The organism is Alteromonas marina (assembly GCF_000808575.1).
Taxonomy (GTDB): Bacteria; Pseudomonadota; Gammaproteobacteria; order Enterobacterales; family Alteromonadaceae; genus Alteromonas; species Alteromonas marina_A.
The window spans coordinates 102,207-124,583 of record NZ_JWLW01000017.1; the positions used below are offsets into that span (position 1 = coordinate 102,207).

The following is a 22,377-nucleotide window of genomic DNA, read 5'->3' on the forward strand; positions in this document are numbered from 1 at the left end:
TCGTTGTTAAGCTGGGTTATTAATATCAATAAATTCAACATGCACGTCGAATTGCTGCGCGATATATTCCCCTAAAGATTTCACACCATAGCGTTCTGTCGCATGGTGACCAGCAGCAAAAAAGGTAATGCCCATTTCCCTTGCTGTATGAACAGTTTGTTCAGAGACTTCGCCGGTAATAAATGCATCGACACCGAGATCAACTGCTTGCTCAATAAAGCCTTGTCCACCACCTGTACACCAAGCAAGACTTGAAATGAGTTTTGACGCTGGCCCTTCAATCAGCACATCCCGCCCTAACAATTGCTTCATTTTAGCCTGTAGCGCAACACCTTCAGTCGCTTCCTCTAGATTACCTTGCATAACAACACCTACAGGTTTAACGCTACTGACAGCACTTATATTTTGAATATCTAGAATCGATGCAAGCTGACGATTGTTGCCAAATTCTGGATGAACATCTAAAGGAAGATGGTAAGCAAACAGATTTAGATCATTAGCAAGTAAAGCTGAAAGACGACGCTTTTTCATGCCAGTCACAGTCTGCGACTCCCCTTTCCAAAAATAGCCATGATGCACAATAAGCGCATCGGCGTTAGCTTCTATCGCAGCGTCTACTAAAGCCTGAGATGCTGTAACCCCTGTAACAATTTTTTCTATTTTGCTGGTGCCCTCTACCTGTAAACCATTAGGGCAATAATCACTGATTTCGCTAATCCTTAACAATCCATCAAGATATTTTTGTAGCTCTGAGCGGGTAATAGACACAAGTCCTCCGGTTGAAAGTTAGACAAATTGTTAAAAAAACGCTATAAAATACGCGAACGTTTCGTATAACACCTATAAGTCGAATGGCGCTTATTGCGGGAAAACGAAAAAAAGTGGATTGCTCAAAGCAGCACCTACTTTATATTCACCTTATGGGGAGCAAATTGTGCTCTAACCAATCAGCCGTTACTTATTGGTGATACAAGTCAAAAACGTTCGTCATCTTAACAAAATAAAGAGCAAAAAAGCATGGCAAACCTAGACAAAGATGCAGTTATCGCGGCCTTCACTAAAGCATATGAAAAAGCTAACGACAAAGCACCGTCTATTGAAAGTAAAAGTGGATGGTACAGCGTAGACGGCGGCAAAAATATGCGTCTAGCGCAACTTCAGGAAATGACAGAGACGCTAGCGTCGCATTCGCCTGAAGGAACAGAAACGAAAAAAGAGAAAAGCGAGACTAAAATCGCGGCCAAACCTGCCAAGAAGAAAGCGTCTGCTTCTAAAAAACCGGGTTTTTCGGTTAAGGATTTTTGGGCAGAAAAGCTAAACGCCGAAGTGCCTGGCGCGACATTACCACGCTAATTTAAAAGCATTTCACACGATGCCTAGTCGCCGCTCTGGGGGCTAGCGTATTGTCTTGACATCGGCAATTTAGTTGACTTATTTTCCAGCAAGTCCCTGCGCAACAAATGGAACAAGGTGCTGGATGACTTCCTTAATATCTACGTGCTTGTGAAAATCAGACTCAGCAATTTCAGTTAATGCCTGGCTCGATGCCATTGAAAAGACAAAACTTCCCATAGCAAAATGCAGTCTCCAGAACAGCTCTTCCTCGGGAAGTTCAGGTAAACAGCGTCTAATAGCGTCAACAAGGGCACGTATACAGTCACCGTAATCATGCATCAAAAACTTGCGCAAGTGACCCTGAGTTTCGTTATATCCTCGACCGAGCAACTTAACAAAGGTGGCAGTACCCTGCTCCGAAATCGCGTTAAGGTTTAACATGGGTGGAATTAGAGAATATAAAATCTGCTCGACGCCCTTGGCTCCTTCAATGGGCGGGAGAGCGTCTAGGCAACCTTTTACCTGCGGCATTAGCTCATCAAAGTATCGCTTAAACACGGCTTGAATTAAATTTTTCTTACTGCCGAAGTGATAGTTTACCGACGCCAGATTCACTTCTGCTCTTGCAGTAATTTCCCGCATAGATGTTTGGGTAAATCCACTTTGAGAAAATAAGTATTCCGCCGCATCTAATATATCGTTTTTAGTATGCCGTGCCATATTCTTTTTATTATCTTTTGTCGGTTAGAAGTTAAACGGCCATCTGTGCTCATTAACGATGTTAATAGCCACATTGTAATATGTATAGATGGCCTGTAGGTATTAAAACCAATGACGAGCTTTGCTCATGCTTTTCATAAATACACGCTCAACTACATTCGCCGCTGACATACCCAACTTCTCTGCCACGTTTTTCTTTACCGCATATTTAACACTAAATATTTCGCGGGCTGGATAGTGAGAGAGAATATAGTCATCAGACGTCGTAATGTCGTCAATCAGGCCCAGCGCCTTAGCTTTAACTCCTGGCCAGTACTCACCTGTAGCAACTTTGTCGATATCCATATCGGGGCGCTGACTTTGTACAAAGTCTTTGAACAACACATGAATTTCTTCAATTTCTTCTTTAAATTTCGCGCGGCCTTCATCGTTATTTTCGCCAAAGACCGTTAGCGTGCGTTTAAACTCCCCTGCCGTATGTTGTTCAAACTCAATATCGTTTTTCTTCAGAAGTTTGTTAAAGTTAGGCAGCTGAGCGAGAACACCTATGCTACCGATATAGGCGAATTGAGAAGCGAGCAGTTTGTCAGCAACACAAGCCATCATATAGCCACCGCTTGCCGCAACCTTATCTACTGCAATGGTCAATTTGAGGCCCTTTTCTTTAATTCTCTGTAACTGCGAGGCAGCAAGCCCATACCCGTGTACCACACCACCGCCACTTTCAAGGCGAACCAAAACTTCGTCTTCTTTATTTGCGACACATAAGATTGCAGTGATCTCTTCACGCAAATGCTCGACTTCATTGGCATCCATAGACCCTTTAAAGTCGATAACATATAAGCGAGACTTTTCAGTCTCATCACCCTGATCTTTCGCTTTGCTCTTCGCTTTTGCCTCTTTTTTCTGTTCTTTTGCTAACTTTTTTAACGCGTTTTTATCTAATAGGACTTCTTTAGCGTAATTGGTAATGTCCTTTAACTGCTCAGATATAGAAACGATTTCAAGTTGTCCTTTCCCCTGTTTCTGCTTACTCGCTACACCAACAATAGTTGATACAACAACAACGAAGGCGACAACTAACGTTACTGCTTTGGCAACAAACAAACCGTATTCGTACAAAAACTCCAAACTTTACTCCTAGTAAAATAAACGGGTAAGCAATGTTGTTTACCCACAACGTAAAGAGCAGCCTTACCTAATACAAGGCAAAGCCGCTGATGTAATCACGTTATAATACCAGTCTCTACTTAGTCTGACGATAGGTTAACCTGCTCTATCTTGTTTGCTTCAATCTCTTCATCGGTGAAATAGATATCCCGCAGTGTAGGTTGCGTAGAGTAAAGTTGCGTTTGATCTAAGAAATGCTCACTGCCGAACTTACGAGACTGTGAGTAAGTCAATATACCTCGGCCTTTTGGCCCTTCATCGGTGAAGTTGATAACCATCGCCCAGCTTGTGCCATAGTTAATATGGTAGCCCTGAGCTTCAGCACTCATTGCCGTATTATTGTTTATTGTTTGGTAGCTGTGTCTGGGCAACTGGGTTCCATTTCTACTGCTAGTAACATCAAATACGTTAAAGCCACCTTCAATATTATGTGCACCAGCCCACGGTAGCTTAACACCTGAGGCAGAGCCATCAGGTAAGCTACGTTCAACAAATTGCACTTCACCTAGCGGCGCATCAAATGCTACCCCGGCTTGCTCAATAACCTGTGTAGCTCGTGCCAATTGTTCGAGAGTGGTATCGTTTTGAACTAAACCTGAAGGCGTAGTTACAGGCGCATCAAGAGAGAATGGTACTTCCCACTGCGGCGCTTGGTTAAACTGAAAGGCAAATTCTCTGAAAACGTGCGCGCCAGTACTTGTAAGGTTCATTGTACCGTCCCAGTCCTCTAATGCTGCACAGGCTTGCGATACATCGACGCTTGCTCCATCTACATCTACTGGCGTACCACCCTGTTCTGCGCATAGCTCTAGCAGTGATGGCAATATATTTTCTGCCAGGTAGCTTCGATTGTTAAATAATAGTCCCTCAACTTCCTCAGGTGTGAAAGTACCATCACTCCCAGCTTCATTTTCAATAAACTGCTGTCCCATGCGTGAGCGTAAGGACTGTGGATTCTCTACATTTCCAAATAGTGGGTTACTGACAACAATAGGAGCGTCTAAATTCGTCAGCCAATAGCTATTGTTTGAATTCTGAACCGAATCTGTGCCCTCATACTTAGGTGCCTCTTCATAAGGAACCGGGCCATCAAAATCAAACTGTGAAATGTTACCGGGTAATACAGTAAAACCTGCAGCAGCTTTGGTTTGTATAAGTAACGGGTTCGTTGTTAGTTGCTCAATTGCCGTTTCAGTTAAGTTCGGTACGGTAGAGTCGTCAATATAAAATACTTGGCCATCAGCCGAAGCAGCCATGGTGTTATTGAAGATTACGCCATCATAGTCTTTAAATGCCTGCTTGAATTCGTCCATGGATGTCGCCATATTCATGGCAAGCCAATGGTCTACAATATCGAAGTTAGGCAGGTTTGCGTCTTTTATGGCAAAGGCATTATTACCATTCCAATCAAAGTTACCAGGCACTTCAATCATTGGACCGTAGTTGGTGTAATACGCGGTCTTATTTAGCTTAATGGTTTGCCCTCCACCCACAGCGACATCAATTTGAAGTGGCTTTTCATAGATGGTGCGTCTGTTGCCATCAACCATATGGGTAAGGCCAGATTCATCATTTTCGTCGAGGGTCAGCTGATACACAACAAAATGTTCAGCCGTCGAGAAGGTGTGTGTCCACGCAACGTTTTCGTTAAATCCGATATTTACTGCACCAGGCAATCCCATCAACGAGCCACCTGTTACATTCAAGTGTCCGGGTACTTGGGCATGGAAATTCCAAAAGCGTAGGTTACCTGTATGGGGGAAGTGTGGGTTACCTAAAACCATCCCCTTCCCATTAGTTGTTTTATCACTTCCTAATCCCCATCCATTAGACCCCATTTCTTGAGGATTTCTGTCAGGCAGCCCCACTGCTGGTGAGATCTTAATTGAAGAGGCAACTTCACTTGACGACAACGCCGGTGTGGGAAGATAACTCTCGCCTTGTGGCGCAGCAATAAACATTGGGCCTAAGAAATTAGCCGCACCGGGTAAAAGTGCTACGCCCAACGAATATGTTAAAAGGTCGACGCTATCAATTTCTGTGACCCAAGGCTGCCCCGCACAGCTTTGGTCTTGGTCTTCTAGAGGCGTTTCATTTAAATATCTGTTATAACCCGCCGTATAGCCCTGAAACATTGCGCGAGAATTTGCAGACAAGCGGGGCAAATTCTCTTCTGCAAGCTCTCTGATACCTAATGTTAAAAAGCCAAAGTCATTGATGAGGTGTTCAGAGTCGCCGCTACCAGGCACTTGGTCTGGGCCAAAAAACTTTGCTCGTTCAGAGTTGTACTTAACAATTTGATCTGCCAGTACGCAAAGGTTATCTCTCGCAAAGGCATAACCTACCCCATATGCCATACTTTCTAAATTTTCGGCTTTTACGTGCGGTACGCCGTAGGTTGTCCATGTTACGTCAGCAGACAAACTACCGTCCGGTGAAAAAGCAGGAATAGGCGTAGTCGTAGGTTCTGGGTTTGTGGACGTGGGCGGCGCTGGACGCTCTACATTGGAAAAGTCGTTGTCGTTATCACCACATGCGGTTAGTAGCCCGGCGAGTGACAGTGCAATTAGCGTGCGCTTAGCAGTAAACGTGTTTTGGTTGGTCATCGCAAATGTTCCCTAAAGAATAAAAGATAAGGTCCTTCTCTCGTGCTTTAATGATCTTCAACACATTGACTTTAAATACCAATGAAACTGATCGAACCTTAATTTTTACACTACATTAACAACTTAAAACATTCAAACAACAATGGTCTCTTTCACACAAAAAAGCCGGCTTTTAAGCCGGCTTTAAGTCACTAAAATGTAAGCAGTTGTAACACTGCTTTTAGAACAGATTATACTTGCTTAGTTAGCAACAACACTTTCGTCAGAAATGGGAAGCGCAAGTGCGTCAGACGCAATATATCCTGCCACCTCTTTTTGCATTTCAGTGGTTACCGCCGCGCTTGCCGCTGGACTTAAGCTAGAGGCATGTGCACCGCTATTAAACTGCACAATACCGCTAATTGGGTCTGTACCAGGCCCTTGAGTAGTAGTCACTTGCTCTAGACCAATTGTAGCCGCTAACGGAAGCTGGCCAGAAAGTGGCAATGCAGTAGAAACAGGGATTACCTGGTCAGGTAAGTTTTCTGCGCTACCATCACCTACCACTGTCATCATGTGAACTGGTGTATTACTTCCTAGGGTTTGCGCATAGTTAGTAGGGTCACCAGCATCAATCACCGTTTGCGTAGCGAATGCAAATTCAGCAAATACAGCATTCACTTCAGCAGCTTGTTCTGCGGTTAGATTATCTTCAAAAATGGCAACCGCTGCACTAAGCTGCTCTTCACTTACATCTGTTGTTTCATAAAGCTGATTGAGCAATGCAACAAAGTCTTCAGACGCTTGTGAAAGCAATAACCCTTTAATTAGAGGCCCGAATGAAGGCGACTCTAATAAGAACTGCGCTACGCCCCCCCCTGGAGATTCAAGAGAAGCTTGCTTGACAGCAAACATGCCATCAAGTGCAGCTAAATCGCCGCCCATCGACGTATTTGCCACCGCGGCAAAGTTACCACCAGTGATAGCGCCTAGAGACACACCCATAATCGATACACGAGACATATCAAACTTAACGTTTTGTGCTGCAGTTGTATCTACAACAGCATTAAGGCCTAAACGTAAACCGAGTAAATCAGACACGCTTTGGCGTAGATTGTCCCGAGCCGTAGGCAAGCTGGCAAGGTTCATATAGTGAGTTGCGCTAACCGTAGTCGCGTTCAGTTCATCTGTACCGTCGCCATTAAGGTCAAAACCGCGGCTACCGTGTAATGGTTGGTCGATTGCTACTGACGCAATACCTGCTAGAGACAGAGTACCTGTGATAGCAAGCATATCTTCTTTTTGGCTGGTAATGCCGTGCGCTAGAATAACCACTGGCCAACCAGCTTCAGGCATGCTGATAGGAAAACCTAAAGCACCTGCAATTGCTGGGTCAGGAATAGTAATCTGAACGTCTAACGTTTCTGTACCCATGTTTCCGCCAGTAGGCTGTGGATATGGGTTGAATTTAGTAATGTTTCTTGCGCTATCTAACATTTCGCCGTTAATACGAACGTCAGCAAGGCCTAGTGAAGAACACATTGCTGCATTAGGACCTGGCTCTGCGTCTGCAAGTAATTCTTGAGGAGCACCAGCTAAAACAATACCGCTGTCACAAGCTGCCTTCCAGAAATCATTTACTGGAGCAAGTGGGTTCTCTGCACTTGGAACACCCAAGAAATAAGGCAATGCAATATTACCTTCATAACGTTGAGCTGCACAGAATGGACCGGCTTGCGCTAAAATGCCCGTAGAAACACCAACAGCAAATTCGTTCAGCGCACCCCATTGAGCAGAAAGTTGACCAGACGCCGTACCCGCAAGTCCTGCACAAGTTTCTAACAAGCTAAAATCAGTAGCGTCAATCGCTGCTTGAATGTTATCTGGTAGACCTTGTTTACCCTGCTCTACTGCGCCAGCTACAACAGTAGCGTTTACAAGACCAAGTGCTTCCATGGCATTAGGCGCTGCAGATACATCGCTTACCGTGATTGCAGGTAGTGCAGTTGGAGCGGACGGGTCACCGCCAGCAGCCAGTTGTGCAAAACGGCTAATCATGACCTTCTTGATGGTATCAAGCGAGTTGGCAACAGACTGTGTGGTGAAAGCTGACACGTAAGTAATGTCTTCACGGTCGAAACCCGCACCAAGCACTGGATTAACTAACGAATTAACTAAGCCTTGTAATTGAAGCTGTGCTGCACTTGATAGAGGATTAGTGTCGATGTCTTGCCTTACTGCGTCCCACGTAGTTGAACCCTGAACCGATTTGCCAGAAGAGTCTTTCAAATCAGTGGTCATTACTAACATGTAGCCCTGAGCTGCTTTTAGCGGCTTAAGAGGAACAAAAGTGATTGTGTTGCTATCAGCAAGGCTGAGTACGTAATCAACACCAAAGGTAAGTTGATCGCCAAGCTTACAACCCGCAGAAGGTGTTGTAACCTGCGCACAGTCCGGATCACTTTGGTCAAGACCTAACGTTGCTTCAAAAAGCAACACGCCAGAAGATAACGTACTTGCATCAAGCGATGTGCCGGCAGGTGTTTCTACATTAATTACAAACGGGTGTTGAGTTGACCAACCGTCTAACACGTTGAGTGCATTTTGCGGGTCAGCAAAATCTGTAGGGTCATCGACCGGAATATTCAGTGTGTAATCAAAGAAACCATCATCGCCTGGAAGCATCAGAAGGTCGTTTGGAATGTTTAAGTTCCCATTAGCTGGGTCAAAAACGATTCGTGAAAATGGTGTTTGGACTTCTGTTTCGGCCTGAATGTCGGAAAGGGTTTCATCGGAGCCACCACAGCCTGCTAGACCCAGCGCAAGGGCCACACTGGAACTTAATACGAGTTTTCTCATCTCTACTCCCTACAAGCATTGTTGTTATTCTGTGTCTAAAACTGAGCTCTATTAAAAGTAGCTTGGTCTACCCTGTCTTTACAGGCGTAGATGATAGTTTTAAACATGTTAGACCAGTTGTATCTTCCTCAATCTTATTGACTTTGTTGCAACTTTGCAAAGTTTTGTTAACTACTTTTGTTAACTTTTTTTACGTTTGAAGAAATTTTCATTCATTGTTTTACTTGTGTGTCAGGCTGAGTATGATCTGGGGTTTGATTCTTAATTGGGTCTACAGGCCCCAATCATTGCGATATAAATGAACCTTTTGAAGGAAAATGATGAACGATTACAACGCACCAGCGGATTTATTGCGCGATAAAGTTATTCTTATCACCGGGGCTGGCGATGGAATTGGTGCACAAGCCGCAAAAACGTATGCTGCACATGGCGCTATTTGTATTTTATTAGGCCGCACCGTGTCTAAACTTGAAGCTGTGTACGACGACATTGTCGCAGCAGGTGGTCAAGAACCCGCCATTGTTCCTTTAGATATCAAAGGCGCAACGCCCTCTCATTATCAGCAAATGACGCAAACCATTATTGACCAGTTTGGCCGATTAGATGGTGTTCTTCACAATGCGAGTATTTTAGGCCACCTAAGTGCATTTAAAGATATTGATGCGCAAGAATGGCAAGACGTGATGCAAATTAACCTAAATGGCATGGTCTTCATGACACAAGCGCTTATTCCCGCTTTAGAGAAGGCAGAAAATGCATCGGTAATTTTCACCACCTCTAGCGTAGGCAGAAAAGGTCGCGCATTTTGGGGAACGTACGCCGTATCAAAATTCGCAACAGAAGGCGTTATGCAAACCCTTGCTGATGAATATCGAAATAAGTCACTGCGCTTTAACTGTATTAATCCAGGTGGTACCCGCACACAAATGCGCGCTCAAGCGTTTCCAGCAGAAAACCCTGATACACTAAAAACACCTGAAGATATTATGCCTACGTATCTTTATCTTATGGGCGAAGACAGTAAGGAAACAACCGGACAGTCACTTGATTGCCAACCAAAGTAATTAACGAAAGCAATGTTCCGTTAAACAAAAAAACCGCTTAAGCAGCACTTAAGCGGTTTTTTTTACAGCGCATAAATGGCTAAAGGCCAGTGCCTACTCGCCCATTTTGGCCCATGTATCTCTTAGACCTACAGTGCGGTTAAAGACCGGCTTGTCGTCTGTGCTGTCTTTATCTACACAGAAGTAGCCAGTGCGTTCAAACTGCCATGCTCCTACTTCAGGAACATTGTCTGCCAATCCGGCTTCTACCCAACCGTGTTTTACTTCCAACGAGTCAGGGTTAATCGCATCGGTAAAGTTCTCTTCCGCTGCTGGGTTAGGCACGTTAAACAAGCGGTCGTAAAGCCTAAACTCCGCTGCCTGTGCTGTTGCTGCATCCACCCAATGAATAACACCTTTAACTTTGCGGCCATCAGCCGGATCTTTACCAAGCGTATCAGGGTCATACGTGCAGTAAACGGTAGTGACATTACCATTCTCATCTTTTTCAACGCGATTAGCTTTAACCACGTAGGCGTTGCGAAGACGAACTTCTTTATCAAGCACTAAGCGCTTAAACTTCTTGTTCGCCGACTCTCGGAAGTCTTCTGCTTCTATATACACTTCGCGACTGAAGCCGATGTTACGCGTACCCATACTTTCATCGTTAGGATGATTAGGCGCAACCAGCGTTTCTGTCTGGCCTTCCTCATAATTTTCGATAACGAGCTTTATTGGATCTAGTACGGCCATTGCGCGAGAAGCATTTGCATTTAGGTCGTCGCGTATGCACGCTTCTAGCATGGACATTTCAACCATGTTGTCCATCTTAGTCACACCAATGCGTTTACAAAACTCAACAATTGAGCCCGGTGTGTAGCCACGACGGCGCAGACCGGCAATGGTTGGCATGCGTGGGTCGTCCCAGCCGTGTACATGGTTTTCGTCAACTAACTGAATAAGGCGACGCTTGCTTAATACCGTATATTCTAGATTAAGACGTGAGAACTCGTACTGTCTTGGTGTGCAGTCGATAGAAATGTTTTCGATAACCCAATCATAAAGGCGACGGTTATCCTGAAACTCTAGTGTACACAGAGAGTGCGTTATTCCCTCAATGGCGTCTGAGATACAATGTGTAAAATCGTACATTGGATACACGCACCATTTATCACCAGTTTGATGGTGGTGAGCATGCTTAACGCGATAAATTACCGGGTCACGCATACACATAAATGGCGATGCCATATCAATTTTCGCACGCAGACTACACTCCCCTTCTTTATACTCGCCTGCCGTCATTTTGGCAAACTCACTGAGGTTAGTTTCAACGTCTGTATCGCGATAAGGGCTATTTTGACCAGGCTCTTTGAGTGTGCCACGCATTTCGCGCATAACGTCTTGCGCTGAAAAATCTACATAGGCTAAACCTTTTTCAATAAGTTCAACGGCGTATGCATGAAGCTGGTCAAAGTAATTTGATGAATAGCGTGCTTCTCCGTCCCACGTAAATCCAAGCCATTGCACATCTTCCTTAATTGAATTAACGAACGTAATGTCTTCTTTTGCAGGGTTGGTATCGTCAAAGCGTAAATTGCACGTACCTGTGTAGTCTTGAGCAATACCAAAATTCAAGCAGATAGACTTGGCGTGGCCTATGTGTAAGAAGCCATTCGGCTCTGGTGGAAACCGTGTTTTAATTGCGTCATGTAGACCACTAGACAGGTCTTTATCAATAATCTGACGGATAAAATTGGTCGGACGGTGTTCAGTCTCGGCCATTCGCTTGTTCCCCTTATGCACGTAATATTTCAAAATCTCGCTGAGTATAACACTCTCGCAATTACTTCAACCATGTTTTATTCAAAGAAGCCTGACAAGTGATTGAATTAAGAGCGATCTGCAAATACCCTCTAGAACTAAATGCCGTTATAACTTTTAAAATATAAATAAGTACTAACGAAATCCTAACTTCGCGCGGCATTTGTGCGACTGCGTCTCAAAATACGCGCGTCATTATAAAAATATGGTAATCTAAATTCGCGACAACAAGGTCGTAGCAGCAAATCATGGTGTTTATGAAAGAAAAAGCAACCTCTTTTGATATTGCCCACTTGGCAGGTGTTTCGCAATCAACCGTCTCGCGAGCGCTAAACAACAGCCCGCTAGTCAACCAAGAAACTCGTGACCGCGTTCAGCGCATTGCCAGAGAACTCAATTACAAAGTAGACAAAAACGCGAGTAATTTGAGAAAGCAAAAGAGCAGCACAATCGCCCTTCTCTTGTTTGAAGATCCTACCTCTGATGATTCGATGATTAACCCGTTTTTCTTGGCGATGCTAGGTAGCATTACTCGTGCCTGTGCGCGAGCCAATTATGATCTTCTCGTATCATTTCAGAATTTAGAAGATGACTGGCACGCCGAATATGAAGACTCAAACAAGGCTGACGGTATCATTCTTCTTGGGTACGGCGACTACACCGATTATCAAACCAAAGTTGCTCAGCTGGAGTCACAAGGCACTCACTTTGTTCGTTGGGGTGCACCAGATGAAGCTCACCCAGGAGTTAGTATCGGTTGTGATAACTATCAAGGTGGCCAAAGTATAACGTCACATTTAATCGGCTTGGGTAAAACTTCCTTTGCGTTTATTGGCGACAACGGCGATCACGCCCCTGAATTTAAAGCGCGTTTTAACGGTTATTTTGAAACACTTCAATCTCATGGGCTTGACCAGTCAAGTGTTCAACGCAATGCTATTTCGACCGAGGACGCGGGGTCAGACGCGGTGAAATCATTGCTGCAAAGTGGCGAACTTCCCCAAGCAATTGTCTGCGCATCAGACCTTATTGCAATGGGCGTGCTGAGAGCGCTGCGCCAGGCAAAAGTGAATGTGCCTGATGATGTAGCCGTAGTTGGCTATGACAATATTGCGGTTTCGGCCTACACCACGCCTTCGCTCACCACTGTTCAGCAAAATACCAAACTGGCGGGTGAGCTATTGGTAAACACCTTATTAAAAGCCATTAACAACGAAGACGTTCAGGATTATTTAATGCCTGCGGATATTATTATTAGGCAGTCATGTGGCAGTGAGTAAGCGTGCGCAAATTACACGCTAGAAATTAAGCAATCACTGATTAACAAAGAGCCCCGGGCGTTAAACAACCACGGGGCTTTTTTATTGGGCGTTAAACACGTTTTATTGACGCGCCAACTGATGCTTAATTTGAGAAAGTAACGCACTGTTACTTACTTGACCTTCGCGCACCCATACCTGAACGCCATTGGGCTCAACCGTTGCGGTTAACGCGTCACCGAATTCTACTGTTTGCGTATCTCCAGATAATTGTTCCGTCCAGTCGCCCGACTGCATAAAGTCACTAACCTCAAAAGATTGTGCGGCACTTCCCTTATTAAGTAATACAAGCGCAGTCTGCTGTGTGTCTGCAGTATCAACGACGCGATAAAACGCCGCTTGATGACCGTTAAGTTCAACGTTGACTTGAACACCGCGCTGCAGTGCTACCGTGTTTTTACGCACATTGGCAATCTTTGTAAGCGCCTGTTGAATAGGATGTGTCTTGGCTTGGTCTAGGCGCTCTTGACCAACATAGTTACGATTGCCAGCATGTTCCGCCGTACCGCGCATGAAGCCAATTTCAGATCCCATGTATACAACCGGAATGCCTCTTACTGTAAACAACCAATTATGCGCATTAATGAAGCCTTCATCAGTGGCATTGATGCGCGCCATATCGTGGTTATCGTAGAACGTAGTTAATTCATATGGATTGTTATATGGCCCGTGCGTAAGATGAAGCACCGTTTCTAAGTCAGCAAAATCACTCTCTAGCGGCTTTTCAAATACACTCACCATGGCCTTTTGCATAGGAAAGTCTAATACACTGACGCCCCCATTTTTCGGTAACGTATGTTGGGCAATGTTGTTCGCCTCATAGTCAAATGCTTCGCCAAACATAAAAAAGTCAGGGTTTTGCTCGCGTATACGATCTGACGCTTCACGCCAAAACGCATGAGGCACATGCCTGATTGTATCTATTCTAAATGCATCAGCACCTTGAGAAATCCAATACAAATAGCTGTTGATGAGATAATCGCGTACGGCAGGGTTTTCGTCATCTAGATTAGAAAGCTTTACTAAATCTGGATAGTTGTGAAAAAAACTATGAAGCGGGTTGTTTTCAGGGTCAAGCTCTTCAGGCGCCAAGTTTTGATGATCAGCAACCAGATTTCCATCACTGTCATATATTTCCCCGTAGCCGGGTAAGTCCTTTTCCATGGTGAAGCTTGGTGTGCCGTGATTTGCCACAATATCAAACACGGACTTAAGGCCATGCTGACGCATTTTCGCCGTATAGTCACTAACGCTTAAATTGGCGCTAACCAGATGCTCGTCAGCTTTATAGAAATTCGTTGCCCAATAGCCGTGATAACCGGTTTTACCACCGTCTTTAAAGGCACCGCCATAAGTAATGGGTTCATCGCCATTAAACGCATAGTCTGGGTTATCGTGGACAGGCGTCATCCATACTGCCGTGAACCCCATTTCCTTAATATATTCGGCGTTGTTTAAGATACCCTGTAAATCACCGCCCATGTAACCCACATAGGCTTTCTTACCATCAGGACCTTCTAAGGGCAGTTGCCACGTAGGGTGATCGCCTCCCTGCTCTTCATGATTGTTCGAAGGGTCGCCGTCTACAAAGCGATCTGTCACAACAAAGTACACCGCTTCGCTAGCAAATGGCGTAGTGGTACCCACGATAGCGTGGCTGTTTTCTTGTATATCGTTAGATGAAGGAACAGATGTACTCGAGCAGGCTGAGCAAAATAAACCAGCTAACGTTAATGCGATTGTTGTACGATTAAATGACATATTAAGCTCCCTGCGCCTCTTCAATTTCTTGCTTATCGGCCTCGTTCACGAAGAAAACTGAAACCGCACCAATTAACATAGAAACTCCGGCAACAACGATAATGTACTTTGCGTCGTTGTCGAAAATAGAACTTAGGATCCAGCCAGCAGTTAGGCCTGATACAATTTGAGGGGCGGCAACGGTAAAGTTGAAGATACCCATATAAACACCCGTTTTATTTGCAGGTAACGCACCAGCTAACATAGCGTAAGGCATAGCAAGAATGGCAGCCCACGCAATACCTACGCCTACCATAGGGATTAACAGCTTCACTGCGCCCAAAGGTACTGTTACTTCTGTAATCAGTAAGTTTACGTTGATCATCGTCAGGTCTTGGAATAACAAGAAGCTTACGTAGCTCAGGCCACCTAGCGCTAAAGACGAAGCGTAAACCGTTTTGCGACCAAACTTGTCAGCAAGTTTTGCCAAGAAAATAGAAAAAATAGCAGCAAATACCGAATACGCAGCAAATAGAATCCCTACCCAATCACCAGCAGCTCCCTTGGCCATGATGATGGTTTCAGGCACCATCGGGGCTGCAGCAATATAAGCTGGGTCAAACCACTGCTTATCTACATTCCATATATGTTGCGTAATAGCAGGTGTGGTATATACCCACATTATAAAGAGCGCAAACCACGAGAAAAACTGCACAACAGCCAGTTGTTTCATCGTCTTTGGCATATCTTTTACTAACGTGAAAAACTCACTTAAGCGTTGTCCTAGCGGTGCTTTAGGCGCTTTTTCAGTTGCAGGCTGCTCTTCAGTAAGCCCTTTATAGCGGTTGTATTCATCTGGTGCGTATTCTTTGGTACGAACTACCGTCCAAATGACCGTGCCAAGGAGTACTGTAGCGCCAATGTAGAAAGCCCAAACAACAGAAGGTGCAACCTCACCCATTTGTGCCGTATTTTCAAGGCCAATAACATTGGTAAGTACAAATGGCAGTATTGAGCCGATAACTGCGCCTATATTAATCAGTAACGACTGAATCGAATAGCCAACATTACGTTGTGACGGCGGTACCATGTCTGACACCAATGAGCGAAACGGCTGAAAACATACGTTAAACGACGCGTCCATCAGTGCAACCATTAACGCGCCCATTACCATAGGTGCCAAGAAGGCAACAAATATCGGCGCATTAGGCAGTAAAATCATACCCAATACTGCGGCGATTGCACCAGCAAGGATGAACGGGCGGCGTCGACCTAATCGATTCCACGTTCTGTCAGATGCTGAGCCAACAATTGGTTGAACGATTAACCCCATGATTGGCGCGACGAGCCAAAATAGTGATAGCGAGTGAAGGTCTGCCCCTAAGTCTGAAAGGATCCGACTTACGTTTGCGTTTTGCAGTGCAAAACCGAATTGAACACCTAGAAAGCCAAAGCTGACGTTCCATATTTGCCAGAAAGAAAGGCGTGGTTGAGTTGCTTGCATACTTTGCTCTATTTATTGTTTTACTATAGTTAATACGATTACTGCACAATGAAAACACTAGCAGACATTGCTGGTAATCTTAAGGTATCCGTCGTCTTAAAAGATATCCCATCGCTAACTCGTGTTAACGTCTGGTGTGTGCTTAGCACCTCTGCATACTTGTTTAGAGGCAGGTCCACTGGCTTTTTATTTAAGATGACCAATATTTTATCAGACTGATGAGTATTTGATTTATCTGCACCACTGCCTGAATCGACATTTGCCTCTCGAATATAGGTATAAACCCCATTCTCCGGTGCAAAATGCTTCAATAGGCCTTTAAACTGCAAAGGGTGTGATTTACGCAGTTGAAGTAACCCCTTCACACGCTGCTGTGCCCAACGCTCATCATCCGTTAGACCGTGCCCGGTAAAAGCGTTTTTGTCATTGTCCGAAGGCCACCCGCCTGGAAAGTCAGAACGAATAATACCGTGGTCTTCACTGCCTTCGTTACCCATCAAAATTTCTGTACCGTAAAAAACTTGTGGAATACCGCGCGTAGTGAGCAATAGCGTCATAGCCATATTCCATTTGTCTTTATCATGACCGAGCTGAGTAAAAATGCGGCTCATATCGTGGTTATCAGGAAAGATGACCAAATTATTCGGGTCGCCATACAAAAAGTCAGTAGCTAAGGTTTCGTAAACAGAGTTGAAGCCAGAATTCCAGCTTTCGTCATTGCTCAACGCTTTCACAACTGCGGCTTGAAGCGGGAAATCCATAACCGATGGTAGTGCGCTATCGTAATCATCGTGGCGGTGGCTACCCGCCTGCCAATATGCCGTGATTGCGGGGTTAACTGACCACTCTTCCCCTACTATATTGAAATTCGGGTACTCGTCCATTATGCGGTTTGTCCATTGGCTCAAAAACGCCTTATCAGGATAGGAGTACGTATCCACCCGTATTCCACTTAGCCCAGCGCTTTCAACCCACCAAATCGCGTTTTGAATAAGGTAGTTCGCTAAATGCGGATTGCGCTGATTTAAGTCCGGCATGGTTGGAACAAACCAACCATCGCTAAACCCTTTTATATCGCTCGCTACGGCGTGAGGGTCGTGAAGAACTTCACGCTTGTGGGTTGTCCCTACAAATTTACCGTTGTTATTGATCCAGTCGTGTGACGGCGTATCTTTCATCCATAAATGATTACTGCCTATATGGTTAAGTACCATATCCATTATAATGCCAAGACCCTTTGATTTAGCTTCAGTACTTAACGCGATAAAATCGTCATTGGAACCAAATCTAGGGTCTATTTTGTAGTAATCCGTGGTGGAATAGCCATGATAACTGTATTTATCCATGGCATTTTCGAGCATGGGCATTGTCCATATTTGAGTAAAGCCCATATCCTGAATGTAGTTGAGGTTATCAACAATACCTTGAATGTCACCACCGTGGCGACCACCTTTGAATGAACGGTCTGCGGGATCGCCATAACCCTTAACATTATCATTTTCCACATTACCATTGGCATATCTGTCGGGGGCAATAAGATAAATAGCATCTTGAGGCCCAAAGCCTTCGCGCGACGCTGAGCCTTGTGCTCTTTTTTCTAACGTGTAAGTTAAATCACGGGTCGTACCATCGCTGTCAGTAAGCCTGATAACGAGTTCCTGGGCACTAACATTCGACGTGTCTAGCGTTACGAATAGATAGTTCTCACTATCAAGGGCTTGGCTATGCTTAACGCTTACATCGCCTTTCGCTATTGAAACCGTGTCATCGGCAACATCATCACCATAAAGCATCAACTCTACATTGCTGTTTTGCATACCAACCCACCAATTCGGCGGGTAAACATCAATGCCACTGTTTGCAGATGATTGAACTGAGAACAAAGGAAATGTAGTAATACAGCTGAGAAGAAGCGGAATTGCGCGCTTTTGAATTTTTATATGACCACTGTCATTCGTTACACGATTACGTCTTGGCACATCAACCCCATGTTAAAAATACGTTAAGTACAAGATGGTGATGAGATACTACCTTGCCCGCCCGATCTGACCAATGCTCTGCATACGTATTCACGAAACACCATGTAAAAAAACATGGTGTTTCGCGTTAACTCAGCAGCATGTGATAAGACCTATTTAAAAGGCGAATACTTTAGTCTCAAGCCCTTCCAATGAGAACGAAGCGTTGTAGTTAATGCCCTCTTTTTCTAGTGTTATGCCTTCATGTGAAAGCATAGGCGCTAGCGTAATCCGATCGCTGTCCTTACCGAAAACATTTGAAGGAACAACAAGTTTTATTGCACCTGTAGGCTTATCGTTAAAATTAGCCACAACCACAAATCCGTGCTCACCTTGCGCGCGCACAAAAGCAAATTGCTGCTCAGTATAGGCTGAATCCTTCACATCAAGATTAAGCGCGTGTAGGCTTTGATATTCACCTGTAACTGCAGGGTTTGTAGCAGCAATAGCCATCACGTCTTGGTAAAATTGGTGAAGTGCTTTTTCATCTTCGGTAGATTTCCCTGCATCAAACTTCCCGTCGTTCATAAAACGCTGATGGGCAGGAACGCCTACATAATCGAAAATTGATGTACGTGTTGGATCTCCAAAACCAGTCTCTTCGCTGCCGTCTTCACCCACATCTTGACCAAAATACAACAGCGTAGGCGAACTGCTAATAAGCGCACTCACTGCAAGCGCGGGTTTACCTTTCTTGGCACTACCAGCAAAGTCGGGGCTGGCGATACGTTGCTCGTCGTGATTTTCTAAAAAATGAAGCATATGCGGGGCGATATCATTGATTTCATCATGAATAGTAACCAGTTTGCTTACTTCTCCACTCCCCTGCATAATCGTTTTTAATGTGTCATAAAAACCCACCTTGTCGTAAAGGTAGTCCATTTTGCCTTGGTGGATATACTCGCGATACTTATCTGGTTGATAAACTTCCGCTAGTAAGAACGCATTGGGTGCCTTTTGTTTAATACTGCTATTTAGAAACGACCAAAACTCAACAGGCACCATTTCGGCCATATCGTAGCGGAAACCGTCGACACCTTTATCTATCCAATAATGTGCTATATCTCTGAATTTATACCACGAATCTGGTACGTCTTTTCCTTGCCAAAATGCGGCATGTGCTTCAAAGGACTTGTCACTGTATTCTTCAGGTAAAACTGGAAAGTCGTAAGTGCCGTCAGGCTTCACGCCATAGTTCACTTTTACGGTCTCGTACCAGTCGTTTATATCTGGTTTCGAAGCTCTAGCACCGTTGCCTGTCCATTTTGCTGGAAACTCTTCGAACTTTCCGTCAGATAGTGGATGCTTTTCACCACCTAGAGGTTGATAGTTATCAGCTGTGGGCACTTGAAACGCTTCACCTACTACATAGTAAAAGTTGTTATCACGGGCGTATTCAACAGACGTGTCGTCGTGCGCGCCGAAATCACTCACACCTTCAGGTGCAGAAAGTGAATGGTAATCACGGGCAACATGATTAGGCACGATATCGATAATAACCTTCATTCCCGCTGCGTGAGTCCTGGCAATTAGCGCTTCAAATTCTTCTAAACGCTTGGCTGGGTCATCGGCTAGGTCCGGATTAACGTTGTAGTAATCTTTAACTGCGTAGGGAGAGCCCGCTCTGCCTTTCACTACATCTGGGTCGTCGTTTGAAATACCAAAATCAGTGTAGTCATTAATCACCGCATGGTGCGGCACACCGGTATACCAGATATGACTGGTTCCCAACGATTTTATGGCCTTTAGCGCTTCGGGAGTAAAATCACTAAATTTACCTACCCCATTTTGCTCAATAGTGCCCCAAGGCTGGTTATTTGTATTCGTGTTTCCAAACAAGCGAGTAAAAACTTGATAAACAACAGGTTTACCTTGCCTTTCAGCCGAATCGTTTAGCGTTGAACTTTCGTCGCTTTGACCAAATGGTTTCGGGCTAGCGTCTTTGATCACCGTTTTTTGATTATTCACTGGAGAGGTCGGCCCTGTACACGCTGTTAATCCAATTGACAGCATAGCAATTGACAAGGGTTTAAGACAAAAACGAAATTGGAAATTTGGCATGGTAATCATTGTGATAAACGGAAATTATGCCAACAGGATACGCGTTAACTGGATGTTAAAAAACATGCATACGTATTCAAACATAAAAAAACCGCCTGACGAGGCGGCTTAGTATTCCAGATAGCATGGTGTCATGCTGCATGGGCTATGCGAAGCGGTTTTCGAGTATGCTCAATGGTGGGAACGGCCACATCGCCAATAGCTTGTAACGCACTATTTAGTTCCGAATGAATCTTTCTGTGAAAACCTTTTAGTGGTTTTGCTAAATCATCAAGCAGTACATGCGGTGACAATCTATATGGCATACGTTTGCCATTGAATTCTATAGCTTCGCCTACTGGAGTAAAGTGAATACCGAATGCCTTCATTCTCCTTGCTAACTTAGGCTCCATTAGCACATAGGCATGCTTAACGTTTAAATGAAGGCACACACTCGTTGCCATTAAGTACAGCGCAATTGAAAGATAGGGAAAATGCTCAACGTTAAATGGAACATTTTTCTTTTGTTTAACTTTTTCAATTTTTTCAGAGGGTAGGATTTTAGAGCGTAACTGTCGCACTCTAAATTCTCTCGGTATTGCAAGGCGAGAGATTTCACAGACGCTTTGTGGAGACAAGTTTGAAGGTAGCAATGTACCATCGCCAATTACTTCCGCACACTTTTCTTCTAATGGAAGTGGCAAGCCAGCTTCAGTTGGCAAGACCAACCTTATCGTGCCTGCACACTCTCCTGTTGGCAAATGCTTGATATAGCAGTTGATCGCGCGATCATCAAACTTATCTTTTTCTAATGCAGTAGCATTTTTCTGCTCGAACTTCATTTCTTCACAATACACTTTGTGTCGCGTTTTATAGCTCACCTGCTTTTCACTTTCTTCGTTAGCAATTACAAGTTCATAACGGCTAAAGAAGAAACTAGAAATACTTTCTTCGAGTGAGAAACGTTTAGGGAGCACCCTAGAAAATGTTTGTGGTAGTCGACTCAGTTTGTTAGACACGGCGCCATTAAACGCTCTAACTGCGCTCATTGTTCTCATCTTCAACGCAAAGTTCCCCTGATTTAATTTATTATTAGGCTTGTGGGTAACTTCCTGTTCGCAACGACAGCCTTAGTTATTTGATTTCTATTTAATCTTAGATTTATTATTGGTATCTCTACTTTGTCTGATAAGTGCATCCCCACTTACGTAATCAGACTTAGACAGACGGTCATACAGCAACACATTTGCTGTGGCCGCTAAATTCATGCATGAATAAGTAGGAACGTAGACAACATGATCGCACCAAGATAAAACGTCTTCGCCAATACTGCCATCCTCAGGACCTAGCAAGTAAAACGCATTGCTCGGGTGCTCAAATGAAGGTAGCGGTGTAGCACCCTCTACCAGTTCAACCGCTACAACTGACGCTCCTTCAGGCACTACTTCTTTTAAGTCGTCGACCCCAATGGTCGGAATGACTTTATGGAACGCTTTCGTATCAGCATTAAAATCCTTGGCGAATCGATAACGCTGACCAGTGTAAAAAACACTCGCTACACCATAGCAGCCAGCGGCTCTCAGAATAGAAGCAACGTTCACGGGATTTTTCGGGTTTACCAACCCAATTGAGATTCTTTGATTTTCTAATTGCACGTTTTATTTGTTTTTTATATTTATAATTCGATACTGCCACGTCTTTCAGCATGCTTCTATGCATAAACCCAAAAAGTAGCCATAAGTATTAAGTCGCATACACAATTGTCATAACGCAATATTAGGGTACCAATAATAGCGGCCCGATTTTCGGGCACGAACAGCGCCAATATTAAGCGCTAGAAAGTATTGTTTTTATGATATTTTTAAGAACGTCCGCTTATCAGCAAACGAATGTTACATATCATCAATATTTTTCGGCCCGGATTACCCTTGTGTATAAGATCTTATAACTTTACCTGGTCTATTTCAGCAAAATACAGACCAATTCCATGAAAATTTTGCAAGGCAAATGCAAAGTTTACACGGCATTTATCAAATTTTTATTAAAGTTAATAAGTATCAATTAGTTATAAACACTATAAAAGAATTCTTTTTTGTTGCTGTTGTAATAGTAAGATGTTGTGCGTTTTCTTTAAGGTGATCGAGCAACGAATGTGTGCGGAGCGATAACACAAACGTAGATAACTTGCCAAAATTGTGTAGCCAATTTGAAACACCGTAGGCC

The 22,377-nt window shown here is 44.2% G+C and carries 15 protein-coding genes; 3 read left to right on the forward strand and 12 right to left on the reverse strand.

Translation table 11 applies throughout. The features are described 5' to 3' along the window. Positions 1–6 precede the first annotated feature (6 nt). On the reverse strand, positions 7–768 hold the full coding sequence (locus tag RJ41_RS10635; RefSeq protein WP_039220361.1) for a Nif3-like dinuclear metal center hexameric protein: 762 nt from the start codon (positions 766–768) through the stop codon (positions 7–9). A gap of 249 nt (positions 769–1,017) precedes the next feature. Here RJ41_RS10635 and RJ41_RS10640 point away from each other — a divergent pair, with 249 nt between their 5' ends. Next, a complete protein-coding gene (locus RJ41_RS10640) occupies positions 1,018–1,353 on the forward strand; it encodes a hypothetical protein (RefSeq protein WP_039220363.1) in 336 nt (111 codons plus the stop codon). 78 nt (positions 1,354–1,431) lie between these two features. On the opposite strand, the gene RJ41_RS10645 is transcribed toward RJ41_RS10640, so the two are convergent. The 4 genes from RJ41_RS10645 to RJ41_RS10660 all read right to left on the reverse strand — a co-directional run bounded on the left by RJ41_RS10645 (position 1,432) and on the right by RJ41_RS10660 (position 8,669). Continuing rightward, the gene (locus tag RJ41_RS10645) at positions 1,432–2,055 is read right to left on the reverse strand and encodes a TetR/AcrR family transcriptional regulator (protein ID WP_039220365.1); all 624 of its coding nucleotides are present in this window, start codon (positions 2,053–2,055) and stop codon (positions 1,432–1,434) included. 102 nt (positions 2,056–2,157) lie between these two features. Next, complete coding sequence (gene sohB / locus RJ41_RS10650; protein ID WP_039220367.1) at positions 2,158–3,186, reverse strand: protease SohB; 1,029 nt, start codon at positions 3,184–3,186, stop codon at positions 2,158–2,160. Between the two features lie 119 nt (positions 3,187–3,305). Then, complete coding sequence (locus RJ41_RS10655) at positions 3,306–5,831, reverse strand: acylase (RefSeq protein ID WP_039220370.1); 2,526 nt, start codon at positions 5,829–5,831, stop codon at positions 3,306–3,308. A 240-nt stretch (positions 5,832–6,071) separates the two neighbouring features. Next, positions 6,072–8,669: a VolA/Pla-1 family phospholipase gene (locus RJ41_RS10660; RefSeq protein WP_039220374.1), complete on the reverse strand. Its 2,598-nt coding sequence runs from the start codon at positions 8,667–8,669 to the stop codon at positions 6,072–6,074. A gap of 320 nt (positions 8,670–8,989) precedes the next feature. Here RJ41_RS10660 and RJ41_RS10665 point away from each other — a divergent pair, with 320 nt between their 5' ends. Further along, a complete protein-coding gene (locus RJ41_RS10665; RefSeq protein ID WP_039220376.1) occupies positions 8,990–9,733 on the forward strand; it encodes a YciK family oxidoreductase in 744 nt (247 codons plus the stop codon). Between the two features lie 93 nt (positions 9,734–9,826). Here RJ41_RS10665 and glnS read toward each other — a convergent pair whose 3' ends face one another. Further along, positions 9,827–11,494, reverse strand: coding sequence for a glutamine--tRNA ligase (gene glnS / locus RJ41_RS10670; protein WP_039220378.1), 1,668 nt, complete (start codon positions 11,492–11,494; stop codon positions 9,827–9,829). A gap of 296 nt (positions 11,495–11,790) precedes the next feature. Between glnS and RJ41_RS10675 the strand changes: the two genes are divergently transcribed. Continuing rightward, on the forward strand, positions 11,791–12,813 hold the full coding sequence (locus RJ41_RS10675) for a LacI family DNA-binding transcriptional regulator (protein ID WP_039220690.1): 1,023 nt from the start codon (positions 11,791–11,793) through the stop codon (positions 12,811–12,813). A 102-nt stretch (positions 12,814–12,915) separates the two neighbouring features. Here RJ41_RS10675 and RJ41_RS10680 read toward each other — a convergent pair whose 3' ends face one another. The 6 genes from RJ41_RS10680 to RJ41_RS10705 all read right to left on the reverse strand — a co-directional run bounded on the left by RJ41_RS10680 (position 12,916) and on the right by RJ41_RS10705 (position 21,809). Continuing rightward, entirely contained in the window at positions 12,916–14,613 is a 1,698-nt protein-coding gene (locus RJ41_RS10680; protein ID WP_039220382.1) for an alpha-amylase family glycosyl hydrolase, read from the reverse strand. Position 14,614: 1 nt separating this feature from the next. Continuing rightward, positions 14,615–16,096: an MFS transporter gene (locus RJ41_RS10685; RefSeq protein ID WP_039220385.1), complete on the reverse strand. Its 1,482-nt coding sequence runs from the start codon at positions 16,094–16,096 to the stop codon at positions 14,615–14,617. A 38-nt stretch (positions 16,097–16,134) separates the two neighbouring features. After that, positions 16,135–18,075, reverse strand: coding sequence for a glycoside hydrolase family 13 protein (locus RJ41_RS10690; protein ID WP_039220388.1), 1,941 nt, complete (start codon positions 18,073–18,075; stop codon positions 16,135–16,137). A gap of 156 nt (positions 18,076–18,231) precedes the next feature. Continuing rightward, complete coding sequence (locus tag RJ41_RS10695; protein ID WP_039220390.1) at positions 18,232–20,184, reverse strand: alpha-amylase family protein; 1,953 nt, start codon at positions 20,182–20,184, stop codon at positions 18,232–18,234. 122 nt (positions 20,185–20,306) lie between these two features. Further along, the gene (locus tag RJ41_RS10700) at positions 20,307–21,203 is read right to left on the reverse strand and encodes a PEP-CTERM/exosortase system-associated acyltransferase (RefSeq protein ID WP_039220392.1); all 897 of its coding nucleotides are present in this window, start codon (positions 21,201–21,203) and stop codon (positions 20,307–20,309) included. Between the two features lie 96 nt (positions 21,204–21,299). Next, positions 21,300–21,809 (reverse strand): RNA methyltransferase, encoded by a 510-nt coding sequence (locus tag RJ41_RS10705; RefSeq protein WP_039220394.1) that lies wholly within the window; start codon positions 21,807–21,809, stop codon positions 21,300–21,302. Positions 21,810–22,377 lie beyond the last annotated feature (568 nt).

Excerpts from the sequence above, each read along its gene's own strand:
- RJ41_RS10640 (WP_039220363.1), top strand. The coding sequence starts at position 1,018 with ATGGCAAACCTAGACAAAGATGCAGTTATCGCGGCCTTCACTAAAGCA.
- RJ41_RS10645 (WP_039220365.1), bottom strand. The coding sequence starts at position 2,055 with ATGGCACGGCATACTAAAAACGATATATTAGATGCGGCGGAATACTTA.
- RJ41_RS10655 (WP_039220370.1), bottom strand. The coding sequence starts at position 5,831 with ATGACCAACCAAAACACGTTTACTGCTAAGCGCACGCTAATTGCACTG.
- RJ41_RS10660 (WP_039220374.1), bottom strand. The coding sequence starts at position 8,669 with ATGAGAAAACTCGTATTAAGTTCCAGTGTGGCCCTTGCGCTGGGTCTA.
- RJ41_RS10665 (WP_039220376.1), top strand. The coding sequence starts at position 8,990 with ATGAACGATTACAACGCACCAGCGGATTTATTGCGCGATAAAGTTATT.
- glnS (WP_039220378.1), bottom strand. The coding sequence starts at position 11,494 with ATGGCCGAGACTGAACACCGTCCGACCAATTTTATCCGTCAGATTATT.
- RJ41_RS10675 (WP_039220690.1), top strand. The coding sequence starts at position 11,791 with ATGAAAGAAAAAGCAACCTCTTTTGATATTGCCCACTTGGCAGGTGTT.
- RJ41_RS10680 (WP_039220382.1), bottom strand. The coding sequence starts at position 14,613 with ATGTCATTTAATCGTACAACAATCGCATTAACGTTAGCTGGTTTATTT.
- RJ41_RS10685 (WP_039220385.1), bottom strand. The coding sequence starts at position 16,096 with ATGCAAGCAACTCAACCACGCCTTTCTTTCTGGCAAATATGGAACGTC.
- RJ41_RS10695 (WP_039220390.1), bottom strand. The coding sequence starts at position 20,184 with ATGATTACCATGCCAAATTTCCAATTTCGTTTTTGTCTTAAACCCTTG.
- RJ41_RS10700 (WP_039220392.1), bottom strand. The coding sequence starts at position 21,203 with ATGAGCGCAGTTAGAGCGTTTAATGGCGCCGTGTCTAACAAACTGAGT.